This window comes from Paenibacillus sp. JT22N12 (assembly GCF_056269365.1).
In genome coordinates this window covers 1,129,669-1,145,827 of the sequence record NZ_JBWDNU010000001.1, presented here as the reverse complement: position 1 = coordinate 1,145,827, position 16,159 = coordinate 1,129,669, and the positions used below count along the sequence as shown (strand labels likewise).

Here is a 16,159-nt window from a genome sequence, read left to right as displayed (position 1 = left end):
GGACAAGGAATGGAAAGTACTTGAACAACTCTATGAAAAGTATAATATGGATAGTAAGCTGTATTTCATAGACATAGAAAAAGAGGGAGTGTTCATGAGGGTGAGTCAATATGATGCTGCTGAATATCATGGGGTGGTGGAAGTTAGATGAAGAATGGCGATCAGAAGTATTTTACGAGCGAGGCCTCTCTGATTTTGAAAGCGGTTGCCGACCGGATGATTCCGGAAGATGCATGGCCATCGGCGACCGGCGGTGGAGTCCTGACATACCTGAAACGTAGTGCCGCACAGGATGCTGCTGCCTGGACGGATGTGATAGAACCCGGACTTCGCGCACTGGATGCAGAAGCATCAGCTCTCCATAACCAACCATTTTCGGAACTGCCGTCTCATGAGAAAGATAGATTGCTCCACGACGCCGAGCATGATTCCTTCCGGGACTGGCCTGTTTCGTCTAAACGCTTCTTTGACACTTTATTGTGTCTGGTCATTGAAGGCTATTATGGCAGTCCTGAGGCGGGCGGGAATAATGAAGGGAAGTCTTGGGACATGATCGGATTTCGCCCAGGCCCCATATCCGAAAGCCATGTGCCGGCCACGGAAACCGATCTGCCGCAAAAAAACCTCGATCAACTTCTTGACCGGTATGATGTTATCATTGTCGGAGCTGGGGCCGGCGGATCGGTAGCGGCGGCTGTATTGGCTGAATCCGGACTTCACGTTCTTGTCGTTGAGCGCGGAAGCTGGCTTAAATACAGTCAGGTAGGCAGCGATCACTTGCGTAACCATCGTTTCAGCAAGTATGGCCATAACACGGGGCCAGGATTGGAAGGCAACCCCCGCACAATTCTATTGGCGGGCGGAGACGAGCGGATCACGGCGCCCTTTGAAGGCGATTATCACAATAACGCAATGACGCTGGGTGGAGGAACACGGATCTACGGGGCGCAGGCATGGCGATTTCATCCGGATGACTTCCGTATGGCAAGTCGCTATGGGATACCAGACGGGAGTTCGCTAAGCGATTGGCCGATTCGCTATGAGGAGCTCGAACCTTATTACATGCGTGCCGAGTGGGAAGTCGGCGTCTCCGGTGATGGGAATGCCCACCCTGGACGCGGGATGCGGCAACGCTCTTATCCAATGCCGGCGCTGCCGCGTACGCTGGAAGCAGAACGCCTGGCCCGGGCGGCAGAAAAGCTGGGATGGGAAGCGGGGCCGGTGCCTCTCCTCATCAACTCCATCGACCGGGACGGTCGGCCGGCTTGCGGCCGGTGCGGCCAGTGTGTCGGATTTGCCTGCCCGACCAACAGTAAGAATGGCGGTCACAATACGATGTTGGTAAGGGCTGTTGCTACCGGCAACTGCGATCTGATCTGCGATACCACAGTAGAGCGCATCGATACCGAGGGAGGAAGACATGCCACCGGGGTTCATCTTGTGCAGCAATTGGACGGCGCTATCCAGCGGCGGCAAGTGCGGGCCGGGCATGTTGTGGTTGCTGCCGGAGCCATCGAAAGCGCACGCCTTCTTCTCAACTCGGCAAGCGTTTCGGAACCGCATGGAATCGGCAATCGGAACGGACAAGTAGGAAGAAACCTTCAAGGCCATGTCTATTCCGGCGCTTACGGCCTCTTTGATGAACCGGTTCAAGATGGTCTTGGTCCGGGGGTGAGTATTGCCACCTTCCGTTTTGACCATCGCAACGAAGGCGGTATTATCGGGGGCGGATTGCTTGCTAACGAGTTTACTCGGCTGCCGCTTATTCACTGGTATCGGGCGCTTGCGCCGGATGCTGCACGATGGGGGAGCGCAGGCAAGGACACGATGCGCGAGAGTTACCTGCGCACCAGCCAAATTCAGGGACCCATTCAAGAGATCCCGAGCGCCGAGTCCAGAGTGCGGCTATCGAAGACGGTCAAGGACCGCTTTGGCATACCTGCAGCCCAACTCTCCGGAAGTGTCCATCCCGAGTCTCTTCGAGCTTCAGCCATGCTGGCTGAGCAAGCGGAGAAGTGGCTCTGGGCCGCCGGCGCAAGCGAGGTATGGCGAACTCGGCCAGGTGGTGGGCTTAGTGCCGGTCAGCATCAGGCGGGTACACTGCGCATGGGAAATGACCCTTCGACATCCGTCACTGATCCCATTGGCCGCATACATGGATACGACAATCTCTGGGTGAGCGACGGCTCTGTGCACGTGACCAATGGCGGCGTTAACCCGGTGTTGACGATTCTTGCCTTGGCTTTCCGAACGGCAGAAAATCTGGTGAAACAAGGGTAGCGAGATGATGGGATATGCGTGACCAAGGCACTTTACCTAATAAGGCAGAGACAGTTTGCTGTGTCCTCGTTCGTGTACTCCGTTTTGAACCAAATCATCATCGCTGCTTTTGTATGAATACTAACAGACAAGGAATTGTCTTGCTTTGGTATTCCTACGAAATAACCCTTAAGGAGAATGTTCAATGAAGCCTGTACTCAGTTATACAATCTGGTTTTCACAGCGGACCGGAAGTACCTTGCTGTATAAAGCACTCGAATCGACCGGGGTAGCAGGAATTCCAGGGGAGTGGCTGACGAAACCAGATCCCGCTACATTCGGCTACCAGGACATACGGCAAATGTGGCAGAATGGTATGACTCCAAATGGCGTATTCGGGCTCAAGATCTCGTCAGTCAAGTTGGATGAATGGTTGCGTACATTCCAAAAAGAGTTACTTCTGCCTGATGGGCTGTCCGGGCCAAAGATTTGGGAAGAAGCTTTCCCGGCTTGTAAACACATCTTCATGACCCGTCGTAATAAAGTGAGGCTCGCGGTGTCGTGGTGGAGAGCGATCGTAACCGGTGAATGGCATCGGGTACATGGCTTTCAGCCGCATCAAGAGGAAATAGTGGATAAGTACTCTTTTGATGCAATCAATCATTTGCTTGTGGAGTGCACGTTGCGTGAAGCTGCCATGGAAGCTTTTTTCGCAGAAGAGCATATTGTACCCATGACGATTGTATACGAAGACTTTATCCGGAACTACAATGATACGGTTATGAAAGTTTTGAGCTTCCTGAACATATCGACGGATTCTGTTCAGGTCGCTTCTCCCTTCTACGACCCAATCGCCGATGATATCGCTGAAATCTGGGTACAACGTTTTCGCAAGGAGCGGCAAGTGGGCTGGGACAACATAGCCTGGTGATTTCATTGAGCAAGCAACTTTTAAAGAACTTTTTCTTCAATTTGAAGAACTCGGCTACAATAGAGTCTTTGTTGAGGTATTAGAAGATAATAAAACCCGTTATTTCTACGAATATTATGGTGCCAATTTATTTAAATCAGAGATGATAACAATTGCCGGTAATGAATTGAATCTCCTTATATATGAGTGGAGTAATATTGGCGAGGTATTATCTAAATTAACAAGGTGAGGAAGGTTTGTTGCAATCAAAAATGGCAAAACATTAATTTGTCGTGATTGAGCTGACTGGGCACGTTAGTGAGGAGCTTGCCGTACGGCAGCTCCTTTTCGTTTTCCTTTTCGTTTGTTGAAGTAACAGGCGGGATAGCGCAGGATGGAGAAACCTAAAAGCTGTAAAAGTAAAAAGGGAGGAATGGATTTGAGGACGGATATAAGTAATTGGATGCCAATAACTGTGACGGAAATAAATAAAATATTTTCTGACATGCCTCTTTATTGGTGTATCGCTGGAGGTTGGGCTTTAGATTTGCATCTATGCAAGCAAACAAGGGAACATAGCGATATTGATGTTATTATCATTCGAGATGAGCAATTAACCGCCTATCAGTATTTAAAACGTGATTGGAAGTTATACAAGGCGGAGGATGGTAAGCTTGATCTTTGGGAAGATGGAGAATATTTGAACTCGACAAATGACATATGGATTAGTAAGAGCAGCGAGACGCCTTGGGCTTTTCAAATAATGATAATTGATGCCGAAGAAAATTCTTGGATTTATAAGAGGGATAAATCAGTTAGAAGACCACTTGATGAAATTTTTTTGAGAACTGTTGAAGGCATACCTTATTTGAGACCTGAAATCCAGCTTCTCCATAAAGCGGGTGGTTCGCAAGTACGCGAAAAGGATTATAATGATTTCCAAACCATGCTTCCGTCACTTCTACCACAAGAAAAAGCATGGCTGAAATCTTCTTTAAACCGGCAATTTCCAGAAGGTCATGCCTGGGTCAAATTTCTATAAATTGTATAACCTAACTGCTTGTTGCTGCTATTATCAAACGGGTACGATAGTGTGAAGCAGCTGCTCCATTTTTTAGAATTAATAGGTCAAACGTCAAATCACGACATTCGAGCGGAAGGATAGATATCCCTATGAAATCATCCATGACAGAGCTTTATGTGTCTCACGAAACTCGACTTGTCCGTTATGCCGATGTGTCCACTGCCTTATCGTTGCTCAGCGATGAACGGCTTCGAGAGCGAGTGGAAGATGCTGCGGTTCTTAGTACAGGCATCGGTGGCACAACGGCGTTGTTGCAACTTGAAAACATGTCCATCTTCGTGAAAATAGTACCGCTTACGGAATTAGAAAGACGCACCCGGAATGTCATGTCTACTGGAAACGCGTTTGAACTCCCTCCGTTTTGCCACTATGGCTTAGGTTCACCAGGTGGTGGAGTTTGGCGAGAGGTCGCCGCCCACACCATGACCACCAACTGGGTGCTGGCGAAACAGTGTGAGAGCTTTCCGTTAATGTATCACTGGCGGGTGTTGCACAATCCGAAACGACGTATGCCACTCCCGGAGGAACTGAGAGATGTTTCCCGTATGGTTGAGTTTTGGGGTTCCCAGGCAGTGCGGGATCGTATCGAGGCAATTGAGCAATCCGTGGACAGTGTTGTACTGTTCTGCGAGTACATCCCCCATAACCTGCACGACTGGCTTACAGAACAAGTCGCTATTGGTGAGGATGCAGCCACCTCAGCATTTAGATTGGTGGATTCCAACCTGCGGTCTGCTGTCTCGTTCATGAATGTGAATGGGTTACTACATTTCGATGTTCACTTTAGAAACGTTTTAACCGACGGACACCGTGTTTATATTTCGGACTTCGGTCTTGCAACTTCTTCTTTGTTTGAGTTGTCCGATTGCGAATTGGAGTTTCTCGAATTGAATAAGGCTCATGATGGATGTTATGTGGTAACAGAGCTTGTGAACTGGCTTGTAACGGCCTTAGGCGGTACTGTGAATCAAATAGAACGTATAAACTTCATACGCCAATTTGTTGAGGGTAACGAGTCGCCAGCGGTGATGGATTCAGCAGCCGGGATTATCAAGCGGTATGCTCCAATAGCCTTAGTGATGAATGATTTCTACACGAAGCTCGTTTCGGTGAGCAGAACTACGCCATTTCCAGTCAAGGAGATTCAACGTATCTGTGCAACAATCGGGTTCGAGCCGGGATTGAGCTAACCGGGCATGATAATTTAATAAAAAGGTCTGCCGCGTGCAGACCTTTTGCTTAGCAACCAGGCAGACTGTGGCAGCTTTAATGACCGCAGAACATTCATAATAACCCCAGAAAGGCCGCGAAATCCGCGGCTTTTTTTTGTTCTGATGCGGCTATTCTCTTTCTCATGATTGACGATGCGCTTCAAGTGATTAGTATGCGGTACATATTTAAGGTTTATGTAAGGTTCGGATTAAAATCCTGTAAGGTGGGGCTGTTACGATGAGTTTAGCGACATAATTCATTTCTTTAAGGAGATAGTCAAATGAAAACCATTCTGAAGGCTGTTGATTTGCAAAAGACGTTCGGAACCAAAGAAAATGAATATCCGGCCTTGCAGGGCATCGACCTCGATATAAAGGAAGGGGAATTCGTCGGGGTGATGGGCCCTTCCGGGTCGGGGAAATCGACCTTGCTGAACATTCTCTCGACCATCGATACGCCGACCTCCGGCAAAATCACGATCGACGGCCAAAATATCGTGTCCATGAGCGAGGCGGAGCTGTCCGATTTCAGGAGGAATAAGCTGGGCTTTATCTTCCAGGATTATAATTTGCTTGATACATTGACGGTACAGGAAAATATATTGCTTCCGCTCGCCTTGTCCAAAGTCCCGCCGGCGGAGATCAAGGCGCGGGTGGGCAAAATCGCGGATACGTTCGGTATCGTTCATATTCTCGGCCAGTATCCGTATCAGATTTCGGGAGGGCAGAAGCAGCGGGCGGCGGCGGCGAGGGCAATGGTTGCGCAGCCTCGCCTCATTTTGGCGGACGAGCCTACCGGCGCACTCGATTCGAAATCGGCGACCGGCCTGCTGGAAAGTTTGCAGGAGCTCAATCTGTCCGAGCATTCAACCATTATGATGGTGACTCATGACGCCTACGCCGCCAGCTATTGCCAGCGGGTCCTCTTTATAAACGATGGCCGGCTCGTTAGGGAGCTTCATAAGGGTCAGGGGACGCGCAAAGATTTTTTCCAGCACATACTGGAAGTGCTGGCGTCGCTCGGAGGTGGGTATCATGACGTTGTTTAAAATCGCCGGAAAAAATATCCGGAAAAATTTCGCCCATTATTTTCTCTATTTTGCTTCCATGATTTTCAGCATTGTCATTTACTTTACCTTTGTGTCCTTAAAATACGACAGCACGATTCAGTCGGTATCGGACGGACCGATCCAGATCAGGTCCGCTTTCAGCGGCGCGGCAGTCGTGCTGGTCGTATTCGTCGCCATATTTATCTGGTATTCGAATTCGTATTTCACGCGGAAGCGCAAAAGGGAGGCTGGGCTGTACGCCCTGCTCGGCATGCGCAAAAAGCAAATCGGGCTCATGCTGTTTTACGAAAATATTGTGATGAGCCTATTCGCGCTTGCAGCGGGGATTGTACTCGGCTCCGCGCTCAGCCGGTTTTTCGTCATGATTCTGATGAAAGCGATGGGCTATGACGCCGCAGCCGGCTTTTCCATTTCTTCCGACGCCGTCATCAACACGTTCATCGTGTTTATGATCATTATACTGTTTACTTCAATTCAAGGTTATCGGCTGATTTACCGGTTCAAGTTAGTGGAATTGTTTTATGCGGACCGGCAGCGCGAGGATGAACCAAAGGCTTCTGTGGCGATCGCAGTGCTTTCTCTCATCCTGATCGGAGGCGGCTATTGGCTGGCTTTGCAAAATCCGCTTCAATCGGATGCGTGGATGGCGCTGGGATTCATGATCACCCTGCTCTCGATATTGGTAGCGGTGATTATCGGAACGTATCTGCTGTTCAATACGGTGACTGTTACCTGGCTGAAGCTGTCCAGACGCAACAAGCGGCATTATTGGAAGGGCGTCAACCTGATCGGGACGTCCCAGCTGCTGTACCGGATGAAGGGCAACGCCCGGATGCTGACCGTCATTGCGGTACTGAGCGCAACCACGCTCACGGCAGTCGGCACTGCGTACAGCTTGTATTACAACAACCGGAGCTCTGTCTCACAGGCCAACCCAAACAGCATCATGTTTGTGGATACGGACATCGGCGTCACCGGTCAGGCGGATAACGCGATCCGGCATTCTCCGGATCATCACGTACGCTACCATGAGTCCATTCCGCTGCTTCAGGAGGATGCCGATACTTCGGAACTGTACAAGACCGGCGGTTCTGACGAGCAAACCTTCACCGTGCTGTCCAATCGGGAGTTCAACCGGCTCGCCAAGCTCCAGGGGCGGAACGATTCGTTAAGCCTGCAGGCGGACGAAGCCGCCGCGCTGGACCCGGTGTATATCGACGGCATCTCACCGGCATACACAGGTTCAGCCATTACACTGAATGAAAGCGGGGGGAGCGATAAGCTGACCTTCAAGGAACTGAAGAAATACAATGTTCTGAACCAGCGAACGGTGTACTTCACTATCGTCGTCAGCGATGAAATGTATGCGAAGCTGAAGACCAAGTCCCCGGCAACGACCGTCGAGGCTTACGGCATCACCCGCCAGGACAATGCCAAGCCGCTGACGCAGGAGCTGGAGGGCATTCTGACGGAGAAAGCCAATTTCACAAGCTTTTACAGCGATTACTCCCTGGGAATGCAATCGACCGGCCTGATCATGTTTATGGGCGGATTCCTGGGCCTTGTCTTCTTGGCGGCGACAGGCAGCATCATTTACTTCAAGCAATTGACCGAAGCGAATTCGGATAAAGCGCGGTACCGGATTTTATATCAGATCGGCTTCAATAAAAAAGAGATCCGCCGCGCGGTCGCCAAACAGGTCAGGTTTATTTTTGCCCTGCCGCTGGTTGCCGGAATTACTCACTGTGCGGCGGCCTTATCTGCAGTGTCCCATCTGATGCAGTCGGGCTTGGTCATCCCGGTTGCCATCTGCATGGGGGTCTATACGTGTATTTATCTCATCTACTATTTGTTTACGGTGAAAGCCTACTGCAGAATCGTAATGAACTTCAACTAAAGGAGCGATTGGTGATGAAAGCTTTCCTAATCACGATTATAGCCGTACTTGTCCTGCTGTTCGGATCCGTCCTGCTGCTTCAAAACGTGAATCTGAACAGGCTGGGCACCGACCAATATTACGTCCAAGTCGGCAAAGGCATGAAAATGGAAGATAAAGCGGACGACGGCATGACCTATGTGTATTACCAATATACGGTGGACGGCTTCGACAAGGACGGCAAAGAGAAGAACGTTATATTTACCGCAAACAAAGAATTGCGCAAGGATGCTTACTTGCGCGTATATCTGAAAGGCGGCAAGGCGAGCTCCTATCAGGAGGTTCAGGCGCAAGAGCTGCCGGAGCCGGCCAAGCGGGAGCTGGAAGGACATTAATACGGAATTTTGATCATAAGGAGAGCTGAAAATGAAAAAAACAGTTTTTGCGTCCGCAACCCGAAAAGCCGTGACTTATTCCATTGTATTCACACTTGCGGCTTTCCCCGCCGCCGCTGCAGGGACCGCTTCGGCTGAGCCGGCAGCGGCTGCCCGGCAAGCCGTTAATATCGCCGAGGTGCCCGCGCCTGTTCAATACCGGATCGATGCCCGGCTGGATGAGAAGAATATGCATATCCTGGGAAGTGAAACAGTCACGTACCGGAATACGTCGAAGGATACATTGCGGGAATTGGCCTTTCACACGTATGCCGACGCCAATCGCTCGGCATCCACCCAGTCGGCGACTTTTGCAAACAGCAACGAAGAGATTCTGAAGAATAATCCGGCATTGAAGCCCGACGACTTTCTCGGCGGCATCGACATAAAGGAGGTGGCTGCCGATGGTCAGCCTTTGACATACAAAAATGCCAATCAGGCGTTCACTGTTCAGTTGGAGCAGGAGCTTAAGCCGGGCGAGGCGGCGAGCGTGCAGGTCAGCTTCGATGTCACAATTCCGTATGGCCAGGAGCGCTTGTCGCATTATAAGGACATCATCAATGGAGCGCACTGGTTTCCCGTTATGTCCATCTATAATGATGGCACGCATCAATGGGATCGGGCGCCATACAGCACAACATTCGAATCCGACTATTACATTTCCTCCGACTTCCAGGTACATCTCAATGTGCCGGAATCGTATCAAGTATTGATGCCGGGAACGATTAACACCGAGGAGGACCGGGAAGAAGCAGGGCGAAAAACCGTAACCGCCGCTGCTGCAAACACCCGGGAGTTCGTCTTTTTTGCAAGTCCTGACTATAAGGTGGAGAGCGTGACGAGGGACGGGTTGAACATCGAATATTATTATTTCGACAATCAGCCGGATAAGAAAAAGCTTGTAGACCGGTATATCGATCAAGTCTTTCAAGCAATCGGGTTTTTTAACGAAAAGTACGGCAAATACCCGTATCCCGAATTCCGGATCGCCGAGTCGTACGTTGAAGGAGCCGCGGTCGAATTTTCCCGGATTATTCAGATGGGCATGCTGCAGAGCAATGCTGAGCCGGCGAAAGATACGGTATTCGTCCATGAAATCGCGCATCAGTGGTTCCACTCACTAATCGGCAACAACTCGGAGAAGGAATCGTTTCTGGATGAAGGCTTTGCCGATTTTTCCAGCGCTTATTTTTTTGAGAAACAGGGAGATGCCTTAAGCGGCTTTCAAGCTGTCCGATTCGATGAATCGTCCTTCGATGCGCCCATCACCTCATCCAATAGCGAAGTTGGCGATTTGGCGAATCCGGTCTTTTATGTGAAAGGCCGGCAGGCGATTTACCAGCTGTACCGCATGGTGGGCGAAGAGAAGTTCGATGCGTTCATGAAGGAATATTTCAATAGGTACGAATATAAAAACGCATCGATTGACGGGCTTTTGCAGACGGTTAAGGATACATTGGGGAGCGCGGCGGCCGATGAGATGGACAAGTCTGTGCATGAACCGAACTTTGTTCTGAAGCAGGAATACCGGCTCTCGGACGCAGAGAAAGCCGCATACACCCATAATGTTTTCCAGCAGGCATACGAATCTTCCCTGGAAGTGCCGGATCTTCCCTTTGAAACAATGAGCCGGATCATAAGCAAGGCGCTGCAGGGGGAACCGCTGGCCATCGTCTTAAGCGACGATGCGGGCGATAATAACGGGCAGGAAAAGTTCGTCACCGATCTGAAAAGCATGCTGGCCATCTTCGGAATTCAGCCCGAGGTCATCACGGGCCGCCGGCAGTTGAAAAGCGAAATGGGAAAAGAACTGGCGGCCAGCAATATTATCGCCATCGGCAATGCCGAGTCGAACGGGCTTATTCAAGCGCTTAAGCCAGGAATCATCCAAAATTCCGGGGACATCGGGTATGCCTGGAAAGACAGGATGAGCAAGCCGGAAACGGCGGGGGCCTATATTATCAAGCACCCCTATAATCATGATCGCCTGCTGCTCCATTTTTATTGGAACCAGGATAAATTAAGCGGGGAAGCCGCGGGGCCGATTGCGGCGCAGATGTCGAAGGTCTTCAACTTTACGTCCGATTTTTATCAATATTATGAAATGGGAAAGACGGGAAAAATCATCTCGGAAAAGAAGCTTGTCAACCCCATTTCGAAATTTTTCGCAGAGTAGCAAAGGCATACCACTTGCGGCCGGACATTTGTATAGTAACCTGTTGGGAGGGTAATATGAGGGTATGTGTCGGGTTTGTCTGCCGCGGCAGCGAATCCGACCCCAGGCAAGGAGGCTGTGAACGGTTTGACGCTCAATCATAAGGTGCTCATTGTGGACGACGAGGCGGACATTGTAAGGTTGCTGCAAACGGTACTGATCAAGGAACGGATCGGACACGTATACACGGCGGCTACGGCGGAAGAGGCTTGGCTGGAATTTCAGAGAAGGCAGCCGGATATTGTCGTTCTGGACATCATGCTTCCGGACGGAGAAGGGTACGACGTATGCAAAAAAATTCGCAGCGTCTCCAATGTACCCATTTTCTTCTTATCGGCAAAAACCGAAGAGATCGATAAAATTCTGGGCTTCGCGATCGGCGGCGATGACTATATTACCAAGCCGTTCAGTCCGAAAGAAGTAGCCTACCGGATCAAGGCCCGCTTCAGGAGAGAGGATTTCTCTTTGGAAGGGGAGAATACGGGGCATTTGATCAAGGCAGGACCGTTTGAATGGGATGAGCAAAAAGTCGAATTAAAAAAGAACGGAATGCTCCTTGAATTGAAGCCGAAGGAGCTTGGCCTCTTTACCTATCTGCTCAAGCATCCAAACCGGATTATAAGCAAGGAAAGCCTGTATGACCATGTGTGGGGCGAGGAGTTATTCGGATTCGACAATACGGTGATGGTTCACGTCCGAAGGCTTCGGGAAAAAATCGAAGACGATCCCTCCAATCCGCGGTATCTGGTTACGGTTAAGGGATTGGGATATAAACTGGCCGTAGAGGGTGATTAACCGATGAAATGGCAGTTGACCGGCAGATACCTCGTATCCATCGTACTCATTGTCGTCATTGTGATCGTCATGAACATCACGGCGGTTATCACGCTGCTGGTGATGAACAGCGGCTTTCTGGCTCAGACAGAAGGGAACTCCGCCGAATCGATGACCCGTTCCTTCGGGCAATATATTGCGGTTTCGCCGTCCGGAATCTCGGTCTCGGACGGGGGAAAGGAGCTTCTCGTCCGCCATCAGGCATGGATTCAGGTTTTGGATGAAGACGGCAGGCAGCTGTACAGCTACCGCGCTCCGGAGGGGGCAAAGACCAAATATACGCCGCTGGATATTATAGATATTTACAAATACTTGGAAGTTAACTACCTTTCAACGGTTTTTGTGGGGGAAAAAAAGGTTCAGAATCTTCGCTACAGCTACTTGATCGGGTTTAAAGATCCAAATCTGCGGCGGGTGGTAGTAGCGCTCGATATCCGCAACAGCGGTCAAATTTTGAAAAACGGCAGCCTCGTTCTGATTATCCTCGATGGGTTGATTGCGCTGTTCATCGGCTATCTGTTCAGCAAACGTCTGACGCAGCCGCTGTATGTGCTGATCGAGGCCATCAAGCGTATGGCGAATAAAAATTATAAGGTCCAGTATAGGCCCGAGGGTGTATACAAGGACGTTTTTCTGAACGTCAATTTGCTTTCCAGTGAGCTTCAGGCCAACGAAATCGAAAGAAAAAAGCTGGATCGGATGAAGGAAGAATGGATCGGCAATATTTCGCATGACATCAAAACGCCCTTGGCTTCCATTCAAGGATACGCGGAGATGATCAAGGACAGGGACTATCAATTCTCCATCGAGGAAATAAGGGAATATGCAGAAATCATTGAACGGAAATCGCTGTATTTGAAGGAGGTCATCGAGGACCTGAACCTGTCCACCCGTTTGAAGAATAAAGAGCTTGCGGTCAAACTGAAAAATGTAAATATCGTCAGTCTTGTCCGGAATATCGTCATTGACATCCTGAACGATGCCATGTACGCGAGCCGCAATATCGATTTTCACTGCAGCGACGATGTTATCGTCGCGGAAGTGGACGGTATACTGATCCGGAGGGCGGTCGCCAATATGATCTATAATTCGATCGTCCATAACGACGAAGCCGTGCACATTCAAGTAAGCGTGGAGACAAGCGGGAGCGATGCCGTCATCCGTGTCGAGGACAACGGAAAAGGAATCAAGGAGGAAGAAATTGAACGCATCTTTGACAGATATTACCGTGGCACCAGCACAGGCGAGCTTCATAAAGGCTCCGGTCTGGGCATGGCCATTACGAATGACATCGTTGTGGCGCATAAAGGAGAAATTCAGGTCAGCAGCGCATCTCACCTGGGAACCCGCATTGAAATCCGGTTGAACTTGCCGTAGCGAAACAGGATTTTACAATACCTCATGTCGAAGAAGAGAAGAAGCAGACAACTCTCTGAAAGGAGACATTGGGCATGATTGTGATCCCTGATAATTTTATTGAAAGAATGCACGAACTCCACGGTGAGCAAGGCGTAACATGGTCGGAGGCGCTGCCCGGGTTGATTGCCGACTGTGAAAGCCGTTTCAACTTTATCGCAGAAGCTCCATTTGCCAATTTATCCTATAATTTCGTGCTTAGAGTAAAGCGCAGCAACGGGAAGCCAGCCGTTCTTAAATCATCCTTTATGAAAGATGAGCTTTCTAGGGAAGTCAGTGTGCTTCGAGCCTATGAGGGCCGGGGTGCGATTCATGTCCTGGATGCAGACGAGGAGTGGGGCGTGGCCCTGCTGGAAGGTGCCGACCCTGGCACACCGTTGTCATCAATTCAGGATGATGCGCAGGCGACGGATCTCTTTTGCGAAGTATTTCGCCGTCTTCACCTTCCTGCACCAACCGGGAGTGTGTACCCGTCTATGAGGCAGCATTTCGCGGCAATCGAGCGATATAGAGAGCGATTCGATGATGTGAACATTGCCGCGCCACTGCCTGCGAGCTGGGTGGAAAATGCCGAAGAATGTCTGGCGTATCTCATAACGACCACGAGTGAGAATCTTCTGCTGCATGGCGATCTGCATCATGAAAACATCCTTCGCCAAGGCGAAGAGCAATGGGTTGTCATTGATCCCAAGGGCATCATGGGTGACATCCATTTTGATACTATCCAGTATCTGCTTAATTATGAGGATCGGGGCGGCAACTGCGAGCAGCTTCTGCGGGGCCGGATTGCGATAATGGCCGATCGACTCGGCCTGGACCCTCGCCGAATTGCGATGTGGGGTGTGGCGCGAGGTGTGCTTGAGGCATGCTGGACGATTGAAGACGGAGGAACGGACTGGCACAAAGGCATCCAAATTACAGAGCGCTTTGCCAAATGCCTGGATTGAGATCTATCCGAAAAGAATGGAGTCGTGATCAAAAGCTTTGGCATTATCGCGCCAAGGCTTTTTAACATGCAGTCAAACAACCAAATGGCATAAAATGTTGTCGCACATTGCTTACAGACGTTTTCAGCGGAACTTAAAAATGTGTTGACATGACACTTAATGGTGTCCTATAATCAAATCGTCACCATATGGTGTCCAATTAAAAGCTGGTCATTTGAAAAGTTTGGAGCAGGAAAATAATTCGCTTGAATCAACCATTATGAGGAGGAACCAAAATGAGTACGATCATTGTTAAGGAAACAACCGCGATACTACAAATCCAGCCCCGAGGAAAAATGCTTGCTTATTGGTCAGTCACAATACTGCTCGCAGCAGCTCTTATGTTAAGCGGTATCGGGCAACTGATGCGATATGGGGGAAACGTCGAGTTAGTGACGAATATTGGTTACCCATTATACATCTTGACCATTCTCGGGATTTGGAAAGTGCTTGGAGTCATCGCTCTCGTCGTGCCGGGTGTTCCTCAGCTTAAAGAATGGGCTCACGCTGGTATCTTCTTTTTAATGACTGGTGCGGCTTTATCTCATGTGTTTGCTGATGATTATGGTGATTACGGGTTTAACATTTTTCTTCCGCTTTCATACGCTGCACTAAATATCGCCTCGTGGGCGCTGCGTCCGAAGAGCCGCAAACTTTAGGGAGGCGGTGAAATTAACGGCTGTCCATTGGTACCACCAATAGATTTCTACAACAGAATGGAGAGGGTGTTGTGAGCGAGAACAACCAGCTGCAACAAGCAAGCTTGCCAAGTGGGTGGTCAACATCCATAATGGTCAGGTAATGGAATGAGAAAATGATTTTGAGCCCGTCGTCGGACACTGGAGTAAATGGTGCGGCAAGCTTGAAAAGGTATTGGCGACAAGGGGCGTGTGAAGCCCTTGAGAACCACGGCTTTTGATTTATCGGACAGCAATCAAGCAAGTTAAAACAAAAAACTGAAGGGGGTATCATTATGATAAAAGGTGAAAGGAATCCTAAGATTGATCCTTATTTTAACAAGCTTAAGAAGTGGAAGGAAGAATTCGAGCTATTGAGAGAAATCGTTCTTGACTGCGGGCTGACCGAGGATTTTAAGTGGATGCATCCTTGTTACACGGTTGACAATAAAAACATCGTTTTGATCCATGGTTTTAAGGATTACTGCGCGCTTCTGTTTCACAAAGGCGCGTTGTTAAAAGATCCCCATGGGATCCTAATCCAACAAACGGAGAATGTTCAGGCAGCGCGCCAGATTCGGTTCACCAAGGTTCAAGATATCGAAGAAATGCAGCTTATGTTGAAAGCATATATTGATGAAGCCATTGAAGTTGAGAAGGCCGGCTTGCAAGTGAACTATAAAAAGAATACGGAATATATCATACCTGAAGAATTAGATAATAAATTCGTTGAAATCCCCGACTTAAAAACGGCTTTTGAAGCACTGACGCCGGGACGGCAAAGAGCATATATTTTGCATTTTTCTACACCCAAGCAATCCAAAACTCGAGAATCAAGGGTTGAAAAATATATTGTGAATATCCTCGATGGAAAGGGATTAGATGATTAGTATACCTTTGTTGCAAAAGCACGGTGCATGAGATCCCTCATTCTGCCCGACCCAATTCAAGGATTTCCTTAGGCTGCGGTGACGGAGTTCGGCTCGAACCATGGTTTTTGATGTGACTTATGATAGCGGAAAAACAAAAAAGAACCTGAGTGTTTTATCAGGTTCTTTTATATTGCATATAAACAGACACGATGATATAATCAGATCACGACTCCGTAAATTCATATGGACATAATTGTTTTACCTTACACTCTTAGTGTACCATGCTGGTAAACTCTTGTCAAATGTTTTTTCTCA

General features: G+C 49.2%; 13 protein-coding genes. All 13 read left to right on the top strand.

Annotated features, from left to right (window positions below; all coding sequences use genetic code 11):
- Positions 1-147 precede the first annotated feature (147 nt).
- The 13 genes from AC0YOA_RS04715 (at position 148) to AC0YOA_RS04655 (ending at position 15,862) form a co-directional block, all read left to right on the top strand.
- Positions 148-2,280 (top strand): GMC family oxidoreductase, encoded by a 2,133-nt coding sequence (locus AC0YOA_RS04715; protein WP_475785629.1) that lies wholly within the window; start codon positions 148-150, stop codon positions 2,278-2,280.
- Between the two features lie 184 nt (positions 2,281-2,464).
- Positions 2,465-3,190 carry a Stf0 family sulfotransferase gene (locus tag AC0YOA_RS04710; protein WP_475785628.1) on the top strand — a complete coding sequence of 242 codons (726 nt, stop codon included), beginning with the start codon at positions 2,465-2,467 and terminating at the stop codon, positions 3,188-3,190.
- A 373-nt stretch (positions 3,191-3,563) separates the two neighbouring features.
- A complete protein-coding gene (locus tag AC0YOA_RS04705) occupies positions 3,564-4,211 on the top strand; it encodes a nucleotidyltransferase domain-containing protein (protein ID WP_475785627.1) in 648 nt (215 codons plus the stop codon).
- A gap of 131 nt (positions 4,212-4,342) precedes the next feature.
- Complete coding sequence (locus AC0YOA_RS04700; protein ID WP_475785626.1) at positions 4,343-5,443, top strand: protein kinase family protein; 1,101 nt, start codon at positions 4,343-4,345, stop codon at positions 5,441-5,443.
- A gap of 302 nt (positions 5,444-5,745) precedes the next feature.
- On the top strand, positions 5,746-6,513 hold the full coding sequence (locus tag AC0YOA_RS04695) for an ABC transporter ATP-binding protein (RefSeq protein WP_475785625.1): 768 nt from the start codon (positions 5,746-5,748) through the stop codon (positions 6,511-6,513).
- Positions 6,500-8,431 carry an FtsX-like permease family protein gene (locus tag AC0YOA_RS04690; protein ID WP_475785624.1) on the top strand — a complete coding sequence of 644 codons (1,932 nt, stop codon included), beginning with the start codon at positions 6,500-6,502 and terminating at the stop codon, positions 8,429-8,431. The genes AC0YOA_RS04695 and AC0YOA_RS04690 overlap by 14 nt, the downstream gene beginning before the upstream one ends.
- 14 nt (positions 8,432-8,445) lie before the next feature.
- Entirely contained in the window at positions 8,446-8,805 is a 360-nt protein-coding gene (locus tag AC0YOA_RS04685; protein WP_475785623.1) for a YxeA family protein, read from the top strand.
- 31 nt (positions 8,806-8,836) lie between these two features.
- Positions 8,837-11,020, top strand: coding sequence for a M1 family metallopeptidase (locus tag AC0YOA_RS04680; RefSeq protein ID WP_475785622.1), 2,184 nt, complete (start codon positions 8,837-8,839; stop codon positions 11,018-11,020).
- 126 nt (positions 11,021-11,146) lie between these two features.
- Positions 11,147-11,854: a response regulator transcription factor gene (locus AC0YOA_RS04675; protein ID WP_475785621.1), complete on the top strand. Its 708-nt coding sequence runs from the start codon at positions 11,147-11,149 to the stop codon at positions 11,852-11,854.
- A gap of 3 nt (positions 11,855-11,857) precedes the next feature.
- Entirely contained in the window at positions 11,858-13,270 is a 1,413-nt protein-coding gene (locus tag AC0YOA_RS04670) for a sensor histidine kinase (protein ID WP_475785620.1), read from the top strand.
- Between the two features lie 74 nt (positions 13,271-13,344).
- Positions 13,345-14,256 (top strand): aminoglycoside phosphotransferase family protein, encoded by a 912-nt coding sequence (locus tag AC0YOA_RS04665; protein ID WP_475785619.1) that lies wholly within the window; start codon positions 13,345-13,347, stop codon positions 14,254-14,256.
- A 275-nt stretch (positions 14,257-14,531) separates the two neighbouring features.
- Complete coding sequence (locus AC0YOA_RS04660) at positions 14,532-14,954, top strand: DoxX family protein (protein ID WP_475785618.1); 423 nt, start codon at positions 14,532-14,534, stop codon at positions 14,952-14,954.
- A gap of 314 nt (positions 14,955-15,268) precedes the next feature.
- The gene (locus AC0YOA_RS04655) at positions 15,269-15,862 is read left to right on the top strand and encodes a YdeI/OmpD-associated family protein (protein ID WP_475785617.1); all 594 of its coding nucleotides are present in this window, start codon (positions 15,269-15,271) and stop codon (positions 15,860-15,862) included.
- The last annotated feature ends 297 nt before the right edge of the window (positions 15,863-16,159 follow it).